Consider the following 18444-nt stretch of genomic DNA (forward strand, 5'->3'; position numbering starts at 1 on the left):
GCAACTCCTTCACCGTGCCGGGCGTACGCCCTGGCCGTGGGGGTGCACCATGACGCGACGCGCCGGCAGGACCAGGCGTCGTCTCTTCGAGCGCGAGGCCGAACTGGCCGCCGCCGACGAGGCGTTGAGCGATCTGGTCGGTCTGCGGTCGGACGACGTCGAGCCACCGGAGCGCCCGCGTGGCGCCCTCCTCGCCTTCGCCGGACACGCGGGCCTCGGCAAGACGACGCTGCTTGCCGAAGTACGCCGGCGAGCGGCCGCCAAGGGCTGCACGGTGCTCTCCGCGCGCGGCGGCGACCAGGAGCAACGGGTCGCCTTCCACGTGGCCCGGCAGCTGATCCAGCCCCAGCTCGCAGGCTCGTCCGACGCGGCGCTCCGGCTGCAGCTGGGGAGTTGGTACGCCATCGTCGGCCCCGCGCTGGGCCTGTGCACCGCCGAGGGGGGCGCACCGCCCGACCCGCAGGGCCTGCGCGACGGCCTCGACTGGGTCCTCACCCATATTGCCGTCCAGCGCGCCCCGCTCGTCCTCGTCCTCGACGACGCCCACTGGGCCGACCCGGAGTCGCTGAGCTGGCTCGCAGCCTTCGCGCCTCGCGCCGAAGAGCTCCCGATGCTGCTCGTGGTCGCCTACCGGCCCGAGGAACTCCCCGACCACGCACGGCAGTTCCGCGGGCTCCCCGGCCGCGCCGGACACCGCCCGATCGACCTTGAACCCCTCACGGCCCCGGCCGTCGGACGACTCGTACGCGAGCAGCTCGGAGATGACGCCGACGACGCGTTCTGCCGCGAATGCTGGGCCGTCACCGCGGGTAACCCCTTCGAGGCCGTAGAACTCACCGCCAAGGTCCACGACCGGGGGCTCGAACCAAACGAGGTCGGCGCCCACCTCCTGCGCGACCTCGCCGCCGACGTCAAGGGCAGCGGGCTCATCTCACGCCTCGAAAGCCTCGGCGCCTCGACTGTTCGGCTCGCCTGGGCGGGCGCCGTGCTCGGCACCGAGATCCCGCCCGCTCTCGCCGCGACCGTCGCGGGCCTCGGCAGCGAGGAGGCCGCCCGCGCCGCCGACCGACTGCGCGACGCCCGCATTCTCACCGGATCGGGCACCCTCGAATTCGTCCACCCGCTGATCGCCACCGCGGTCTACCGGGCCATCCCCGACGCCGTACGGGTCGCCCTGCACGGCCAGGCCGCCTGGTCCGTCATCGACGCCGGATTCGGCTCCACGGCCGCCGCCCGCCACCTGATGGAGACCCATCCCGAGGGCGACCCGTGGGTCGTCCAGCATCTGCGCCGGGCCGCACGGGAGACGCTCCGCGCCGGAGCCCCCGACGCGGCCCGTCGCCACCTCGCCCGCGCCCTGCGCGAACCGCCGCCCTTCGGGGACCGGGCCGCCGTCCTGTACGAACTGGGCTGCGCCTCTCTCCTCACCGAACCCGCCACCACCGTCAACCATCTGCGCGCCGCCCTCGAAGAACCCATCGCCGACCCGGCCCTGCGCCAGGGCATCGTCTACCGCCTCTCCCAGGTCCTCGCCCACTCCGACCGGCTCGGCGAAGCATCCGACACCCTCGCCCGCGAGGCCCGCCTCAGCGCCGACCCGCGCACCCGGCTGCGTATGCAGGCCGAGAAGTTCATGTGGGACGCCTTCCGCGCCGACGAGCCCGACTCGCCGGCCCGATCGCGGCGGCTGGCCCGGCTCGCCGACCGGCTCACCGGACGCGACCTCACCGAGCGGTACATCATCGGGCTGCGCGGCTGGGACGCGATGCTGCGCGCCGAACCCGCCGCCGTCGCACTCGGCCACGCCGAGCGCGCCCTGGAGGGCTCACTGAGCTGGGCCGTGGAGGACCGGGGTTTCGAAGTCCCCGTCCTGGTCGCCCTCACCTTTCTCTACGGTGACCGGCCGGGCCGTGCCGAGGAGCTGTTCGCCGCCGGGACCGCGGAGTTCGAGCGCCAGGGGTGGCGCGGCGCACATCTCTCCTTCGCGTACACCCTCCTCGCCTACATCCGCTACCGGCGCGGACGGCTGGCGGAGGCCGAGGACTTCGTACGGGCCGGGCTGCGCCTGGCCGAACGGGTCGGGCCCCGTACGCCCGTCGAGTGGTACGCACTGGGCACCCTCGTCGAGGTCCTGCTCGCCCGCGGGCGCACCGATGAGGCGGTGCGGATCGCGGAGGACCACGCCTTCGGCGAACCCTTCCCCGCGGCCGTGACCTTCCCCGACTCCCAGACCGTGTACGGCGAACTGCTGCTCGCCCGCGGCCGCCCCAAGGAAGCGGCCGTCGAACTGGCCGCCGCGGGCAGGCGGCTAGACCCACGCGGCATGCGTAACCCCGCCTGGTGCCCCTGGCAGCTCCACCTCGCACTCGCCGAGGCGCACGACGCACCGGACCGGGCCCGCGGGACCGCTCTCGAAGCGGTGCACCGCGCCCGCCGCTTCGGGGCGGCATCGGCGATCGGCCAGGCCCTGCGGGTGGCCGCCGAGGTGTCCGGCGGCACCGAACGCACGGCCTTCCTCGAAGAGGCCGTCGCCCATCTCGAGCGCTCACCCGCCGCGTACGAACTCGCCCGCGCCCTCGTCGACCTCGGCACCCATCTGCGCCGCACCGGCCACCCGAAGGAGGCCGCCGAGTATCTCTACCGCGGTCTGGAGGTCGCCGGGCAGTGCGGCGCCGACGGGCTCGCGGACGCCGCCCGCGACGAACTCGCGGCCGCCGGGCTGCGCCCGCGCCGGCTGCGGGCCATCGAGACCGACGCCCTCACCGCCCGCGAACGGGCCGCGGCCGTGCTGACCGCCCAGGGGCGTGACAGGGCCGCCGTCGCTGCCGCCCTCCACCTCGACGAACAGGCCGTGACCAGGTTGCTCTCCGCCGTCTACCGAAAGGCGGGCACCGACGAGGCGGGCTTGGCGGAGGCCGTGCCCGAGGTCCTGGCCGAGGCCCGGGGCGGCGGTCGTGGACGGTGACCGGCGGCGTCCAGGAGGCTCCGGGCCCCGGCTCGGCCGGGCTCGTCCGGACACGTACCATGGCGGTATGTCGTTCCTCCGCCGCCGTAGCGCCGCCACACCCGCGGGCCCGGACTTCGATGTCCTGGCCATGGACCCGGGCGACTGGCCCGGCAACCTCGGCGCCGGTCTGCTGCCCGCCCCGGACGGTACCTGCCAGGGCGTCTTCCTGCGGTACGACCTGTTCGGCGGCCGCGGCCCGGCGATGATCATCGGCAATCTGCCGGAGGGCTCGCCGGCCCGCGAGCTCGAGGACGGACAGGTCCCCTTCGAGGTGGCCCAGCTGCTGCTGGCGCTGGAGAACGACGAGCCGGTCGAGGTCGTGGACGTCGAGGACACGCCGGTGATGCAGGGCGACAACCTGCTGATCGTGCGCCGCCTCAAGCTCTCCGAAAGCCGTATCTCCTGCGTGCAGTTCGACCGCAGCGACAATGTCCTGGTGACCATCGCCAGCTGGGACCGGCCGATCACCGACGATCTGTACGCGCTGCTCAAGCCGCTGCCCGCGGAACTCTTCCAGCAGGGCTGACCCGCACGGCCCGCCGCGTCCTCGCGGTGGGCCGCACCTGTCATCAACTCACCCTCCGGCAGGCGCTATGTGCTGACGGGGGAGGGCTGAGCGAACAGATTCACGATGCGGGCCGCCGAAGTGCCAAGACCCGTGGGCCCGCATCGCTGCCACGGGGGTGCCGGTACGCCGCGCAGATCCTCCTCCCGGTACCGGCGGATGCACCGGTGCCAGTTCAGGATTGCGGCGATCCAGTCCTCCAGCTCGCGCACATAGGTGTCGAGTGCGGCCCTGCCGTCCATGTCGAGTTCGAATTCCTCGCAGAGCAAGGGGAGTTCGTGCTCCTTCACATACAGGAACTGGCGCAGCCGCCCCCGCATGAGATCGTCGATGATCGTGACGCCGGTGGGGTAGTCGCAGTCGAAGAAGGACTGCACGACCAGCACGCCGTTGTGCAGCTCGCCCTCGAACTCGATCTCCTTCTGGTATGAGAAGAGGTCATTCATCAGCGTGGCGTAGTCCATGGCGGAGTTCTCCAGACTGCGCACCGGTCCGCTCCGGTAGATCTCCGGCGGGAGCCGGTCGGCGTGGCGCAGCCGGGACAGACTCATGGTGAGCTCGGAGCCGAAGGTCAGCCGCCGCATCTCGATGTAGTCGACCGGGTCGGGAATGCGGTGCTGCGCCTGGTTGTGGAGCTCCCACAGCCAGCTCTCGAGCATGACGTCGACCGCCCTGCGAAAAGCCTGCCGCGCCTCGGGAGTCATCGGTCCGGCGGTGCGCGCCCACAGGTCGGCGAGCCCCCGCTCCATCGGGGACACCGCGACCGCCGCCCCGACAGCCGGTTCGTCCACCGGCATGCAAGCCCTGAAGCGTTCGTCGCAGAGTTTCGCCCCTTCGAGGTTGCGCGACCGCCCGAAGACGAGGGGGTAGTAGTCGTCGGCGTACGTCCCCCAGGTCAGCCACTCCGCGCTGAGCTCCAGCTCCTCCGGGGTGGCGTCCGGGTCGATCCCGGCCGAGCAGAGCGCGAAGTCGAAACCGGTCAGCGCCGGTTCGTCCCAGATATCGTTCAGCAGCCCCATCCGGCCCGCCCACTCGACGGACTTCTTCTTGGCGTCCTCGTGGTGCGGGCTGATCGACACGGGGAACGGCAGGTCGAACTCCGGCAGCAGTGACGGCCCCACCGGCTGCGGCACATGGGTGAGGCTGCGCAGCCGTGCGGTGGCCGGGCGGCCGAAGAGTGTCCTGATGTCCAGCGCCGAGGTGCCGAGTACCCCGCCGAACGGCGACGACCGACCGGTGTCCACCCCTTCGTTCATATAGCGGCTGGAGCGCATGTGCCACTCATGGCCGCCGGACTGCCAGTCCTGAAGTCCCTTGGCGTACGCCGCTACTGCCGCACACTCCGCCGGGCTGAGACCCTTCTCGACGCAGAGCGCGGGAACTTCGGTGAGCGCGGTGGTCTCGAACTGCTGGACCCGGGAGGTCAGCAGATCGTTGACGGCATCGGCCGCCTCCTGGGTCGTACAGCCCAGGAAGGTCTCCAGCACCAGCACACCGTTGCTGAGCTCACCCTCGTCCTCGACCTCCCGCTGGTAGGAGAAGAGGTCGTTGCGCAGATGGACACCGTCGGAGAAGGCGTCGGTGAGCACCCGCAGCGGGCGCGAACCGGCCACGGACTGAGGGACCTCGGCTCTGGCCGCGTACTCCACCAGCCCCGCCGACCACGGCGCACCGCCGACCTTGCGGCGCATCTCGATGTACTCGACGGGGTTGGCGATACGCCCCTCGTTGATGTTGGAAAGCTCCCAGAGGGACTCGTTCAGGAGATTCTTCGTGGCCTCGGCGAACCGCACCCGCCAGGCGTCGGACATGCTCGGCACGGTCCGCGCCCACAGATCGGCCAGTCCCGCCTCGACCGGATTGGTGGGCTCTGGCGTGCCCTGCGCCAGGTCCATCGGCATGAAGGCCGGGAGCCGGTCCAGATACGCCTTGCCGCCCTCGCGGTCCTGGGAGCGCTTGAAGATCTCCAGGAAGTGGTCGTCGAAGAAGAAGACCCACACATACCAGTCGGTGACGAGACCGAGAGTGTCGGCGTCGCAGTCCGGGTGGGTGCAGGCGCACAGCAGGGCGTAGTCGTGCGCGTCGAGGTCGCTCTCCTCCCAGATGCCGGAGCCCTCCAGCATCCCCATCCGGCGTGCCCACTCCTTGGTGTGCCGCCGCGCCTGCTCGACGTGCGGATTGAGCCGCGCCGGATACGGGACGTAGAAGTCAGGCAGTACGAAGGGCTGTGCCATGTGCGCCAGGGCCTTTCGGTGAGCATCCGCGCTCGGGGGCGCGGACAGGGCGTGGACGGGCCAGCCCTACCCGTCGCCCGTACGGCCCACGCTTTACGGCCCATTAGTCACACAAGCGGACAAGGGTAGCCGCGGTGCGCCACCGGACCCCACGAACGGGGCGCACCGCGACTGCCCGGCTACTTCAGTACGCGCACGTCGGACGCCTTCACAAAGGCGACCCGGTGCCCGAACTGGATCTCGTAGTAAGCCTCCTTGCCGCGCACCACCCGATGTCCTGCCGTGTCGAACGTCGTCGCGTACAGGTACTCGCCCGGCGTCCGGTCGCCGACCACGTACTTCTGGCCGGCGAGCAGCTTGTACGGCAGCGGCGAGATCGCCTGCACCGGGACGCCGGCGGGGTATGCCGCCGCCTCCGGGTAGGCCCGCCCGTACACCGGGATCTCCGTAGCGCCGTCCTTCGGAGTGAGCACCAAGCCCCGGGCACCCACCGCCGTCGGCTGCTTGCGCGGGTTGTGGAACCACGCCTTCTGCCCCAGGTACCAGATCGCCGTCCAGTCGCCCTCGCGCCCGGCGACCGCGTACTGCTGGCCGGTCGAGGCACGCGCACCGGTGTCGTTGACGACGGTCGTGGAGTCCTCGCCGCCCGGACGCAGCCCGATGTCCTTGACCAGGGGCGCGTCCTCGGCGGGCGCGGTATGCAGCCGGACCGCGGCCGAGCCGTGCGGCACGCATGCCTGACCGGGCTTCACACAGCCCGTGTAGAGAGGCTGGTTCTGCCCGTAGTCGGGGCGGATCGTCACCACACCGCTGCCCGGGCCCGCGGTCGGTGTGAACGGCCTGCCGATCAGCTGGAAGTAGTGCGCCCAGTCCCAGTACGGGCCCGGGTCGGTGTGCATCCCGCGGATCGTCGCGGCGGTCGTGCCCGGCACATTGTCGTGTCCGAGAATGTGCTGGCGGTCCAGCGGGATGTTGTAGCGCTTCGCCAGATACCTCACCAAGCGGGCGGAGGTGCGGTACATCGCCTCCGTGTACCAGGCATCCGGCGAGACCAGGAAGCCCTCGTGCTCAAGGCCCACCGACTTGGCGTTCACGTACCAGTTGCCGGCGTGCCAGGCCACGTCCTTGAGGGGAACGTGCTGGGCGATGTGCCCGTCCGAGGAGCGCAGGGTGTACTGCCACGACACATACGTCGGGTCCTGCACCAGCTTCAGGGTGGTGTCCCAGGAACCCTCGGTGTCATGGACGATGATGTACTTCACCGACTGGGACGCGGGACGGTCCGCCAGGTCGTGGTTGCCGTAGTCGCCCTCGCCGAACTCCTCGTACGGCGCGGGGATCCACTCGCAGGCCACCGTCCGCGGGCACTCCGTCTTCCCCGCGTCGGCCGTCCGCAGCCCGAGCAGCGCCACCTGCGCCGGGTCGGGTGCCACGGCCGGGTCACCCGCGAGCGCGACTCGCTGACCGCTTTCCGTGATGCGTGATTCACCCGTGCGGATCACGTCGAAGACATCATTGGCGTACGTCGTCGCGGTCGCCGTGTCGTCGGCCCCGGAGAAACGCGCCACCGCGCCGTACCAGTCGGCCGGATCCTCGCTCAGCGGCCGGCCCAGCTCCTGCTGCGCGCCGGCGAGCAGGGCGGCGCCGCCGCGCACATTCGCGGCCGGGTTGTCGCGCAGCTGCTCGGCGGTGTAGCCGGACAGCTCGGCCGCCCGGTCCAGCGTTCGCAGCCGTTCGGGGAGTTCGGACGGTTCGGGCACCTCGGCCTCGGCGGTGTTCCGCGCCGGACGCGAGTCGTCGCCGCGTGCGTCCTCGATGCCGTGCGAATGGTGCGGCGCCTCGGCGAGTGCGGTCCTGGCGTCGGTGAGATGCATCGGCCCGTAGCCGCCAGTGACGCTCGCCGCGCCCCCGTGCGTGTCCCAGCGAGACTGCAGATAGGAGACGCCGAGCAGCACGCTCTGCGGTACTCCGTACTGGGCCGCGGCAGCGGCGAAGTCACGCTGCAGTGCGCCGGACGAGCGCTGTTCGGCGGTGGCCGACGGACCGGCCGAGACCAGTGGCAGCAGCAGAGCGGCCGACGCCACCGCGCCCCCTGCCCTCACCATGCGCCGACGGGCGCTTTTCGGTCGTACGGGGGCGGATCCTTGCAAGGCAGCCTCCAGGGACGGGTGGTGTGCGACGGGGTCCGCGGGGTGGGACACGACTACAGGGGTATCGGCTCCCGGACAATCCGTCAATCAGCGTCAGCGGCAAGGATTTCGCACGTCAGCCAGGGTGTGGCGGAGTTTCGTGGTGAGGGGGCGCGGGCCTGCGGCGCGTCAGTGGCATGGACCAATAAACGTATACGTAACGGATGCTGACGCCGGTTGACGGGCGTCTCGGCATCCGGTCGGGCCATCTGAGTGGACCGATGGCCTATGACGCCGCCCGCGCCAGCTGCCGGTCCACCTGGGCGGGGGACAGGGCGTGCTCGATCGCCAGGATCCCGGCGCCGAGCGCCGCCGCGTCCTCGCCCGTGCGGCTCGGCTCGATCTGCAGCACATGGGTGGCCAGCGGATGCGAACGCCGGTAGACCGCTTCCCGTACGCCCGCGAGCAGCTGGTCGTGCACGGCGGCCAGCGCGCCGCCGAGCACCACCGTGTCCGGGTTGAAGAAGTTCACCAGGCTCGCCAGCACCTCGCCGACCGCGCGCCCCGCCTCGCGCACCATGCGCACCGCATCCCGGTTGCCCGACTTCACCAGGCGTACGACATCGCTGCCCGACGCCGCGTCCAGACCCAGCTGGGCAAGGCGTGCCGCGAGCGCCGCGCCGCCCGCGACCGCCTCCAGACAGCCGGAGTTGCCGCAGCGGCACGGCTCCTCCTGGTCCCCGACCCGGATATGGCCGATGTCGCCGGCGCAGCCCTGCGCGCCCCGGTGCAGCCGGCCGTCCGCGACGATGCCGCAGCCGATGCCCGTACCGACCTTGATGTACAGCAGATAGCGAGTGTCCGGGAAGGCGCGGCGCTGCTCGGCCAGCGCCATCACATTCACATCGTTGTCGACCAGGGCCCGCACCGAGAATCGCGAGGCGAAGAACTCCGGGATCGGGTACTGGTGCCAGCCCGGCATGATCGGCGGATCGACCGGGCGGCCGGTGGAGAACTCCACGGGGCCCGGCACCCCCACACCGATGGAGCGCAGCGTCCCCGGCTCCCGGCCGGTCTCCTTGAGCAGCACGTGCAGCGTGCGCTCCACATGGCGCAGTACGGACTCCGGGCCGTCCGCGATCGACAGCGGGTCCTCCTTCGTCGCCAGCGTTGCACCGCCGATGTCCATCAGCGCCACCCGGCAGTGCGACGCGCCGAGGTCCACACCGGCGACGGCGTGCTCACGGGTGCGCAGTTGGAGCCGCCGCGGAGGACGGCCGCCGGTCGAAGCGCCGGCCTCGGCCGCCGTCTCGTCGACGAAGCCGTGCGCGATGAGGGCGTCCACCCGCTGGGAGGCGGTGGAGCGGGCGAGCCCGGTGATCCGCGCGACATCCGCACGCGTTGCCGCGGCCCCCGAACTGATCAGCGCGAGCACCTCGCCGGGGGAGTGGACGGCGGTGGAAACGCTGGGAGTTGGCGGCGAAGACATGCCAGCAACCATAGGGACGACTTCCGCTGCTCACAAGGCTGGCGTTGTTCGGTCATCGGCATAAGTCTCCGTCAATTCGCTTGTGACGAAGGATGCTTGGACTCTTGACAGGCGAAAGGGGGGTCAGGACATTGCTCTGCAGACCGCTGCCCTGCCCAAGGAGCCTGGCGATGCTGACGATGCACGGCGTGTCCAAGAGCTTTCTCGGGGTGCGTGTGCTCCACGATGTGGGGCTCGACCTCGAAGCCGGTGAAGTGCACGCCCTCGTGGGCGAGAACGGCGCCGGGAAGTCCACTCTGATGAAAATCCTGGCCGGCGAGTACGTACCCGACTCCGGAACGATCACCATCGACGGCACAGACCACGCCTTCACCCACCCCTCGCAGGCGCAGGCCGCCGGAATCGGCATCATCCACCAGGAGTTCGCGCTCCTCGCGCACCGCACCGTCGCCGAGAACGTCTTCCTCGGCCGCGAGCCCGCCCGTCGCGGACTCGTCGACCGCAAGGCGATGGAAGCCCGCACCGCCGAACTCCTCGCCGAACTCGACGAGACCGGCATCACCCCGCGCACCCTCGTCCGTGACCTCTCCGTCGCCCGCCGGCAGACCGTCGAGATCGTCAAGGCCCTCGCTCCCCCGGCTACCGCTGGGGATGCCCCCACCTCCGTGCGCGTCCTGGTCATGGACGAGCCCACCGCGCCGCTCGCCGACCACGAGGTCGAGCTGCTGTCCGCTCTCGTACGCCGGCTCACCCGCCGCGGCCTCGGCATCCTCTACATCTCGCACCGGCTGCGCGAGGTCTTCGACCTGGCGCAGCGCATCACCGTCCTCAAGGACGGCCGCCGCGTCACCACACTCCGTACGCGGGACACCGACGCGGACAGCGTCGTACGCGCCATGGTCGGCCGGGAACTGACCGCGTACTACCCACCGCGCGCCCGCCCCGAGGAGATCGGCCCCGGGCGGCTCACCGTCACCGGCGGCTCGAACGCGCGCATCAGCGGCATCGACCTGACCCTGCGGGCGGGCGAAGTCGTCGGCGTCGCAGGCCTCCAGGGCTCAGGACGCACCTCGCTCGTCCGCGCCCTCTTCGGCGCGGCTCCCTTCACCGCGGGCACCATGACCGTCGGCGGCAGGCAGCTGCGGCCCGCCCGCCCACGCGAGGCGATCCGCGCCGGCGTCGCCCTGGTCACCGAGGACCGCAAGACCGAGGGCCTCGCGTTGCGCCAGTCGGTGCGCGACAACGCGCTGCTCGTCACTCGCGCCGTCCCCATCCGCGGCAGACCCCACGCCGGACGCGAAGTCACCGCGCTCCTGGAGCGCGTACGCCTCCAGGCCCGCGGAGAGGACCAGCAGGCCCAGTACCTCTCCGGCGGCAACCAGCAGAAGGTCGTCATCGCCAAATGGCTCGCCGCCCGCCCCCAGGTGCTGCTCTTCGACGAACCCACCCGCGGGGTCGACGTCGGCGCCAAGGCCGCCATCCACACGCTGGTACGCGAACTCGCCCGCGAAGGCCTCGCCGTACTCATCATCTCCTCCGAGCTGCCGGAGCTGATCGGCATGAGCGACCGCATTCTCGTCATGTCCGAAGGCCACCTCGCCGGCGAACTCCCCGCGAGCGCGCCCGAGGAGGAGATCATGCGCCTCGCCACCGGCGGCTCGCCCCCCGACTCCGCCGGCGCTCCGCCCACGCCCGGCCGCCCCCACACCGCGAGGGAGACCGAGTGAACTCGCTCAGTACGGCCGTCGCCGCGCCGAAGTCGGCCCCCCGTGCCCCCGCGCGGGCCCGGCTCACCGACCCCGTCGTCGGTGTGTGGCTCGCCGCGCTCGCCGTCACTCTCCTCGGCTGGATCGTCGTCGCCGCCGACGGCGGGGACTTCCTCACCCTCACCAACATCGTCGCGATCCTGCAGAACTGCGTCGCACTCGGCCTGGTGGCTGTCGGTCAGTCCGCCGTCATTCTCACCGGCTCCCTCGACCTGTCCGTCGCCTACCTGATCAGCCTCGGCACGCTCGTCGCCGCCGAGACGATGCAGCGAGGCGGCATCGTCACCGCCGTGCTCGCCGTCCTCGCGCTCAGCGCGGGCGTCGGGCTCGCCAACGGCCTCATCGTCACCGGACTGAAGGTCAACGCCTTCATCACCACCCTCGGCGTCGCCTTCATCCTGCGCGGCTGGATCGAGGACAACTACACAGGACCGGCCGGCAAGGTCCCCGCCTCCTTCCAGCACCTCGGCTACGACCGCATCGGCCCCGTCCCTGTCTCCCTCTTCCTGCTCGCCGCCGTGGCCGTCGCCATGTGGCTGATCACCCGCCGCACCCGCCTCGGCCACCATATGTACGCCACAGGGGGCGACGAACACGCCGCGCGCCTCTCCGGCGTACGCACCCGCCGCACCGTTGTCGTCGCGCACATCCTGTGTTCGCTGTGCGTCGGCGCGGCCGCCCTCTTCCTCGCCGCAAGGCTCGGCGCCGGAGCGCCCTGGGCGGGCACCGAAGCGCGCTACGACCTCGAGTCGATCGCCGCTGTCGTCCTCGGCGGCACCGCGCTCGCGGGCGGTCGCGGGGGAGTGGCCGGCACCCTCGGCGGCGTCCTTGTCCTTGCCGTGCTCGACAGCGTCTTCAACCAGCTCTCCGTCGACCCGTTCTTCAAGAACGTCGTACGCGGCGTCGTCATCATCGCGGCCGTCGCACTGTACGCGCGGCGTTCGGCAAGGAGGCCCGCATGACGACGGCAACAGCCCCGCAGGCCAAGCGAGTTCTTGGCGCGCTTGGCACCGGCGCGCCCGTGTACGTACTCCTCGCCGTGCTGTTCGCGGCGCTCGCCCTGACCGATCCGGGTTTCTACGAGCCCGACCGCTTCCTCGCCTTCGTCAAACGCGCCGCGCCCCTCGTGATCCTCGCCGCCGGCCAGTATCTGGTCATCGTCTGCGGCGAGTTCGACCTCTCCGTCGGTGCGATCGTCACCGCAGGCGTAGTGGTCGCAGCCGAGCTCTACGGGTCCTTCCCCGCCGCGCCCTGGCTGCTGGTCACCGCGGTGCTGCTGGCAGCCGGAGCGCTCACCGGCCTGCTCAACGGGCTGATCACAACTGTGCTGCGCGTGCCGTCCTTCATCACCACCCTCGGCATGATGCTCATCCTCGAAGGAGCCGTCTTCTTCTGGACCGGCGGCTCCCCGCACGGCGCGCTGCCCACCGCCTTCCGCCAGCTCGGCCGCGGCACCGCGTTCGGCTGGCTGCCCTGGGCGGTCCTCGCCTGCCTGGCCGCCGGAGCCGCTGCCGTGTATCTGATGCGCTCCGACTTCGGCCGCACCCTCGTCGCCACCGGCGACAGTGAACGCGCGGCGGCTCTGGCCGGCGTACGCGTCGCCCGCGCCCGCACCATCGCCTTCATCCTCTCCGGCGCCGCCGCCGCCCTCGCCGCCGTCCTCGTCGGAGGGTTCTCCGGGGTCTCCGCGCAGGCCGGCCGCGGCTACGAATTCGAGGCCATCACCGCCGTCGTACTCGGCGGAGTGGTCCTCGGCGGCGGCCGCGGCTCCGTCGTCGCCGCCATGGCAGGGGCCTTCTCCCTCCAGGCCTTGTTCACCCTGCTCAACCTCCAGGGCGTGTCCGGCGCCCTCGAATCCACCGTCCAAGGGCTCATCGTCATCGCCGCCGTGGGCCTCGGAGCCGCCGACTGGTCCCGGCTGCGCCGCCGCCGTACGCACCCCTCGGGAGGGGAACCCTCATGACCGCCATCCGTACGATCCACCGGCGCGCCGTCGCATCGGCCGCCGCCCTGCTCACCACGGCGCTCATCGCCTCCTGCACCAGCGACGCGCCACCGGACGAACCCGCAGGGCAGGCAGGTGCCACCGCGACCGACTCCGGCAACGGCGCGCAGTCGAAGTTCTTCCAACAGGCGGAGTACGACCGTCAATTGGCCCTCGTCAAGCAGACCCCCGAGGGCCCGGCCGACAGGCCCTGGGAGCAGATGCTGAGCCCGCAGCTGACCGACACGGCGAAGTACAGGAAGCAGGGCCAGGGCATTCACCTCTGCTTCTCCAACGCGGGTGTCTTCAACCCCTGGCGCCAGGTCGGCCTGAAGAACATGAAGGCCGAAGTGGGCCTGCACAAGGAGATCAGCAGGTTCACGGTCCTGGACGCCCAGGGCAAGGACGACAAGCAGATCTCCGACATCCAGGAGCTCGCGGGCCGGGACTGCGACGCCCTGATCGTCTCCCCGAACACCACCGCCACCCTCACCCCCGCGGTCAAGCAGGCCTGCGCCAAGCTTCCCGTCATCGTCTTCGACCGCGGTGTGGAGACCGACTGTGCCGTCACCTTCATCAACCCCATCGGCGGATACGGATACGGAGCGGTCGCCGCCGACTTCCTGGTCGAGAAGGTCAAGCCGAAGGGCAAGATCCTCGCCCTGCGCATCTCGCCCGGCGTCGATGTGCTGGAAACCCGCTGGTCGGCCGCGAAGGTCGCGTTCGACAAGAGCGAACTCGATGTCGTGGACGTGAAGTTCACCGACGGCGACCCTGCCAAGACCAAGTCGATCGTCACCGACGCCCTCACCCGCCACCGGAACATCGACGGCGTGTGGATGGACTCCGGCGCCACCGCAGTGGCCGCCGTCGAGGCCTTCGAGGACGCGGGCCAGGACGTGCCGCCCATCACCGGCGAGGACCAGCAGGACTTCCTCCAGGCGTGGAAGGAGAAGAAGCTCACCGCGATCGCCCCGACGTATCCGACCTTCCAGTGGCGTACGCCCGTGATCGCCGCGCTGAAGATCCTCAGCGGACAGCAGGTCCCCAAGGAGTGGAAGCTCCCGCAGCCCACCGTCACCCAGGACACCCTCGAGAGTTATCTCAAGCCCGGCATGCCGCCACTGCACTACGCGATGTGCGGCTGCGAGAAGCTGCCCGGATTCCCCGAAACCTGGGGCGGCAAGAAGTGACGCCCCGCGCGATCGGCGCGAACCCCTGGATCTGGCACTCGCCCGTGTCCCACGAGGCGCTCGCCGACGTCCTTCCCCGGCTGGCCACCTGGGGCTTCGACTGTGTCGAACTCCCGCTGGAGCAGGCCGGGGACTGGGATCCGGCGGCCGTGGTCAAGCTGCTCGGCGCGACCGGTCTGAGCCCCGCCGCCGTCATCGCCGTCATGCCCCCGGACCGCGATCTCGTACGTACCGACCCGGCCACGGTCCGCGCCACCCAGGACTATCTGCGGCGCTGCGTCGACGCGGCGAGCGCGGTGCGCGCGCCTGTCGTGGCGGGCCCGGTCTACACGGCCGTCGGGCGCACCTGGCGGATGGACCCCTGCGAACGGAACGCCGCCTATGAGGAGTTGCGGCAGAACCTCGCCCCCGTCGTCGACCATGCCCGAGCCGCCGGCGTACGCATCGGGGTCGAGCCGCTCAACCGCTATGAGACCAGCCTGCTCAACACCGTCGCCCAGTGCCTCGAAGCGCTCGACGGCCTCGATCCGCAGACCATCGGCCTTGCTCTCGACACGTACCACCAGAACATCGAAGAACGCTCCCTGCCGGGCGCCGTGGAGCAGGCCGCGGGCCGCATCGTCCATGTCCAGGTGTGCGCGAACGACCGCGGCACCCCCGGCGCCGACCCCCTCGACTGGCCCGGCTTCCTCGGCGCGCTCACCGCTCACGGCTACCGGGGCCCGCTCTGTATCGAGTCGTTCACCGCCCACAACGACGCCATCGCCGTCGCGGCCTCCGTGTGGCGTCCCCTCGCCGCGACGCAGGACGCCATCGCCACGGACGGCCTCGCCTTCCTCAAAGCCGCGCTCAACCCACCCGCAGAATCCGTAGAGAGGAACAGCTCATGAGCTGTCATGCTCGCGACATTCGCGTCCGTGACATTTACAGAGCCGTCGTCGCCGTCCTCGGAGCCCTACTCCTCGCGGTGACCGCCCTGCCCGCCACCGCCGCAGCCGAACAGGCACCCGCCTTCCGCGCCCTGCTCTTCACCCGGGCCGTCGGCTATGTCCATGCCTCCATCCCCGCGGGGATCCAGATGTTCAAGGAGGAGGCCGCCGAGAACAACTTCGAAGTCGTCCAGAGTGCCGACCCCACCGTCTTCGACGACGCGAAGCTGAAGGAATTCGACGTCATCGTCATGCTGCAGAACTCCGGCATGGTCTGGGACACCGACGCCCAGCGCGAGGCGATGCAGAAGTACGTACGCGGCGGAGGCGGCGTCGTCGCCATCCACAACACCCTCGACATGGGCGTCGAGGAACAGTTCCCCTGGTGGGACGACGCCATCAACGGCGGCGCCCACATGCCCGCCCACTCACCCGGCGTGCTCCAGGGCACCGCCAAGGTCGCCGACCGTGTCCACCCCTCCACCAGCGGACTTCCCGAGCGCTGGGAGCGCCCCGAGGAGTGGTACAACTTCGACAAGAACCCCCGCGGCGACGTCCATGTGCTGGTCACCGCCGACGAGACGACGTACAACCCCGGTGGCTCCGCCATGGGCGCCGACCACCCCATCTCCTGGTGCCGCAACACCGAGGGCGGCCGCATCTGGGCCACCGCCATGGGGCACGACACCCCCGCGTACAGCGAACCCGCCTTCCGCGACCATGTCATCGGCGGCGTCCAGTGGGCCGCGGGCAACAAGACCGGCGACTGCGGCGGCACCGTCTGGAGCGGCTACGAAAAGGTCACCCTCGACGACAACACCGCCGACCCGATGGAGCTCGACGTCGCCCACGACGGCCGCGTGTTCTACGCGCAGCGGGGTGGCGAAGTGAAGATCTTCGATCCCGCCTCGCACTCCACCGTCAGCGCCGGCAAGCTCGATGTCTATGCGGGCGGCGAGGACGGCCTGGTCGGCATGGAACTCGACCCCGCCTTCAAGCAGAACGGATGGATCTACCTCTACTACGCGCCCGCCGCCGCGAAGGACGACGTCAACCGCCTCTCCCGGTTCACCGTCAAGGGCAACACCCTGGACCTGAAGAGCGAGAAGAAGCTCATCGACGTCCCCGCCTACCGCGACCGCACCTTCCCCGAACCCGGACACACCGGCGGCGCCGTCGAGTTCGGCCCCGACCGCACCCTCTACCTCGGCGTCGGCGACGACGTGCCGCCCAACCTCGACCCCAACTGGCAGGGCTACGCACCGCTCGACTGGCGCCCGGGCAAGCAGATGCTGGACGCCGCACGTACCGCGGGGAGCACCAACGACCTGCGCGGCAAGATTCTGCGCATCAAGCCGAGCGACCGCGGCGGCTACACCATCCCCAAGGGCAACCTCTTCCGCCCCGGCACCAACAAGACCCGCCCCGAGATCTACGCGATGGGCTTCCGTAACCCCTTCCGCTTCACCGTCGACCAGAAGACCGGTTACGTCCATGTCGCCGACTACGGACCCGACCGCGGTCTGCCCACCACCGACCGCGGACCCGAGGGCCTGGTCGAGTACAACGTCATCAAGAAGCCCGGCAACTTCGGCTGGCCGTTCTGCCACGGCAACAACCAGGCGTACGCGCCCTACGACCCTGACACCAAGGTCGTCGGGCCGAAGTTCGACTGCGCGGTGCCCGTCAATCCCTCGCCCAACAACACCGGGCTGAAGGACCTCCCGCCGCTCCAGCAGCCCGAGGTCTGGTACGGCTACGGCGCCTCCAAGGAATTCCCCGAGATGCGGACCGGCGGCTCGGCCCCGATGAGCGGCCCGGTCTACCACTTCGACGCCAAGAACCCCTCCACCACAAAGTTCCCCGCCTACTTCGAGGGCGCGAGCTTCTTCTACGAGTGGTCGCGCAACTACGTCAAGGAGATGCGCTTCGACAAGGAGAACAAGCTCCTCAAGATCAATGACTTCCTCTCGTCGCAGAAGTTCAACAAGCCGATGGACATGACCTTCGGGCCCGACGGATCGCTGTACGTACTCGAATGGGGCAGCTCCTTCGGCGGCGGCAACAACGACTCAGGCCTCTACCGGATCGACTACGCGCAGGGCAAGCGCATCCCCGTCGCCAAGGCCGCCGCGTCGGCCACCAACGGACCTACCCCGCTCAAGGTCGACTTCTCCAGCGCCGGGAGCAACGACCCCGACGGCGACCCCCTCACCTTCGCCTGGGACTTCGACGGCAACGGCACTTACGACTCGACCGAGGCCAACCCCACCCACACCTACACGGCAAAGGGAGACTTCACCGCCCAGCTGAAGGTCACCGACACCACCGGAAAGTCCGGCTACGCCAACATCCCCATCACCGCGGGCAACACCGCCCCCAAGGTGACCATCGACTTCCCCGTGAACGGCAAGCTCATCACCTTCGGCGACAAGATCCCGTACAAGGTCACCGTCACCGACCCGGAGGACGGCCCCGTCGACTGCACCAAGGTCACCGTCAACCCGGCCCTCGGCCACGACGATCACGAGCACCCGACCACCGACATCCCCGGCTGTGAAGGCACCGTGGACACCGGTGATCTCGGCGGGCACCCGGAGGGCGCCGACCTGACCTACGTACTCAACGCGAAGTACACCGACAAGGGTGGCGAAGGCGCCGGCGCCCTCACCGGCTTCGGACGCGCCGTCCTTCACCCCAAGCACAAGCAGGCCGAGTACTACGACGCCCAGTCGGGCACTCGCGTCGTCGCCCAGGAAGGCGCCGAGAACGGCAAGCGCATCGGCGACGTCAGCAACGGCGACTGGGTGGCCTTCGAGCCGATGAGCGTCGAAGGCATCGCCAATGTCAGCTACAAGCTGTCGTCCCCGTACGGCGTCGGCGCGGTCGAACTGCGCGCTGCTGCCCCCGACGGCAAACTGCTGGCCACCACACCCGTCCCCAATACCGGAGGCTGGGACAACTACCAGGCCACGCCGACCGTCCCGGTCGAAGCACTCGCCGGAACCCACAAGCTCTATCTCGTCTTCACGTCCCCGCAGAACAACTCCTTCGACGTGGACGCCGTGGAGTTCCACAGCCCATAACCCGCCGGAGCACAACAGTGCGCTGCGCGCCCAGTGTGTCGGCACTGGGCGCGCAGCGCGCT

The 18444-nt window shown here is 70.4% G+C and carries 11 protein-coding genes; 8 read left to right on the forward strand and 3 right to left on the reverse strand.

The window, feature by feature from the left end:
- Positions 1–49: 49 nt before the first annotated feature.
- Positions 50–2965 carry an AAA family ATPase gene (locus QFZ67_RS36255; protein ID WP_307665275.1) on the forward strand — a complete coding sequence of 972 codons (2916 nt, stop codon included), beginning with the start codon at positions 50–52 and terminating at the stop codon, positions 2963–2965.
- Positions 2966–3032: 67 nt separating this feature from the next.
- A complete protein-coding gene (locus QFZ67_RS36260) occupies positions 3033–3533 on the forward strand; it encodes a hypothetical protein (protein WP_307665276.1) in 501 nt (166 codons plus the stop codon).
- A 65-nt stretch (positions 3534–3598) separates the two neighbouring features.
- On the opposite strand, the gene QFZ67_RS36265 is transcribed toward QFZ67_RS36260, so the two are convergent.
- The 3 genes from QFZ67_RS36265 to QFZ67_RS36275 all read right to left on the reverse strand — a co-directional run bounded on the left by QFZ67_RS36265 (position 3599) and on the right by QFZ67_RS36275 (position 9424).
- Positions 3599–5806: a germacradienol/geosmin synthase gene (locus tag QFZ67_RS36265; RefSeq protein WP_307665277.1), complete on the reverse strand. Its 2208-nt coding sequence runs from the start codon at positions 5804–5806 to the stop codon at positions 3599–3601.
- A 179-nt stretch (positions 5807–5985) separates the two neighbouring features.
- Positions 5986–7911 (reverse strand): N-acetylmuramoyl-L-alanine amidase, encoded by a 1926-nt coding sequence (locus QFZ67_RS36270; RefSeq protein ID WP_307665278.1) that lies wholly within the window; start codon positions 7909–7911, stop codon positions 5986–5988.
- 310 nt (positions 7912–8221) lie between these two features.
- Positions 8222–9424 (reverse strand): ROK family transcriptional regulator, encoded by a 1203-nt coding sequence (locus tag QFZ67_RS36275; protein ID WP_307665279.1) that lies wholly within the window; start codon positions 9422–9424, stop codon positions 8222–8224.
- Between the two features lie 170 nt (positions 9425–9594).
- Here QFZ67_RS36275 and QFZ67_RS36280 point away from each other — a divergent pair, with 170 nt between their 5' ends.
- From QFZ67_RS36280 to QFZ67_RS36305, 6 genes are read left to right on the forward strand one after another with little or no spacing between them, the layout of a single operon-like run.
- Entirely contained in the window at positions 9595–11151 is a 1557-nt protein-coding gene (locus QFZ67_RS36280; protein ID WP_307665280.1) for a sugar ABC transporter ATP-binding protein, read from the forward strand.
- Complete coding sequence (locus QFZ67_RS36285; protein ID WP_307665281.1) at positions 11148–12152, forward strand: ABC transporter permease; 1005 nt, start codon at positions 11148–11150, stop codon at positions 12150–12152. The genes QFZ67_RS36280 and QFZ67_RS36285 overlap by 4 nt, the downstream gene beginning before the upstream one ends.
- On the forward strand, positions 12149–13153 hold the full coding sequence (locus tag QFZ67_RS36290; RefSeq protein WP_307665282.1) for an ABC transporter permease: 1005 nt from the start codon (positions 12149–12151) through the stop codon (positions 13151–13153). The genes QFZ67_RS36285 and QFZ67_RS36290 overlap by 4 nt, the downstream gene beginning before the upstream one ends.
- Positions 13150–14367, forward strand: a complete 1218-nt coding sequence (locus QFZ67_RS36295; protein WP_307665283.1) for an ABC transporter substrate-binding protein — start codon at positions 13150–13152, stop codon at positions 14365–14367. The genes QFZ67_RS36290 and QFZ67_RS36295 overlap by 4 nt, the downstream gene beginning before the upstream one ends.
- Positions 14364–15257: a sugar phosphate isomerase/epimerase gene (locus QFZ67_RS36300; protein ID WP_307665284.1), complete on the forward strand. Its 894-nt coding sequence runs from the start codon at positions 14364–14366 to the stop codon at positions 15255–15257. The genes QFZ67_RS36295 and QFZ67_RS36300 overlap by 4 nt, the downstream gene beginning before the upstream one ends.
- Entirely contained in the window at positions 15254–18382 is a 3129-nt protein-coding gene (locus tag QFZ67_RS36305; protein WP_307665285.1) for a ThuA domain-containing protein, read from the forward strand. The genes QFZ67_RS36300 and QFZ67_RS36305 overlap by 4 nt, the downstream gene beginning before the upstream one ends.
- Positions 18383–18444 lie beyond the last annotated feature (62 nt).

This window comes from Streptomyces sp. V1I1, assembly GCF_030817355.1.
Classification (GTDB): domain Bacteria; phylum Actinomycetota; class Actinomycetes; order Streptomycetales; family Streptomycetaceae; genus Streptomyces.

What these genes read in the sequence shown, in the direction of transcription:
- QFZ67_RS36255 (WP_307665275.1), top strand. Translation starts at nt 50, where the DNA reads ATGACGCGACGCGCCGGCAGGACCAGGCGTCGTCTCTTCGAGCGCGAG.
- QFZ67_RS36290 (WP_307665282.1), top strand. Translation starts at nt 12,149, where the DNA reads ATGACGACGGCAACAGCCCCGCAGGCCAAGCGAGTTCTTGGCGCGCTT.
- QFZ67_RS36260 (WP_307665276.1), top strand. Translation starts at nt 3,033, where the DNA reads ATGTCGTTCCTCCGCCGCCGTAGCGCCGCCACACCCGCGGGCCCGGAC.
- QFZ67_RS36275 (WP_307665279.1), bottom strand. Translation starts at nt 9,424, where the DNA reads ATGTCTTCGCCGCCAACTCCCAGCGTTTCCACCGCCGTCCACTCCCCC.
- QFZ67_RS36270 (WP_307665278.1), bottom strand. Translation starts at nt 7,911, where the DNA reads ATGGTGAGGGCAGGGGGCGCGGTGGCGTCGGCCGCTCTGCTGCTGCCA.
- QFZ67_RS36280 (WP_307665280.1), top strand. Translation starts at nt 9,595, where the DNA reads ATGCTGACGATGCACGGCGTGTCCAAGAGCTTTCTCGGGGTGCGTGTG.
- QFZ67_RS36265 (WP_307665277.1), bottom strand. Translation starts at nt 5,806, where the DNA reads ATGGCACAGCCCTTCGTACTGCCTGACTTCTACGTCCCGTATCCGGCG.
- QFZ67_RS36295 (WP_307665283.1), top strand. Translation starts at nt 13,150, where the DNA reads ATGACCGCCATCCGTACGATCCACCGGCGCGCCGTCGCATCGGCCGCC.
- QFZ67_RS36305 (WP_307665285.1), top strand. Translation starts at nt 15,254, where the DNA reads ATGAGCTGTCATGCTCGCGACATTCGCGTCCGTGACATTTACAGAGCC.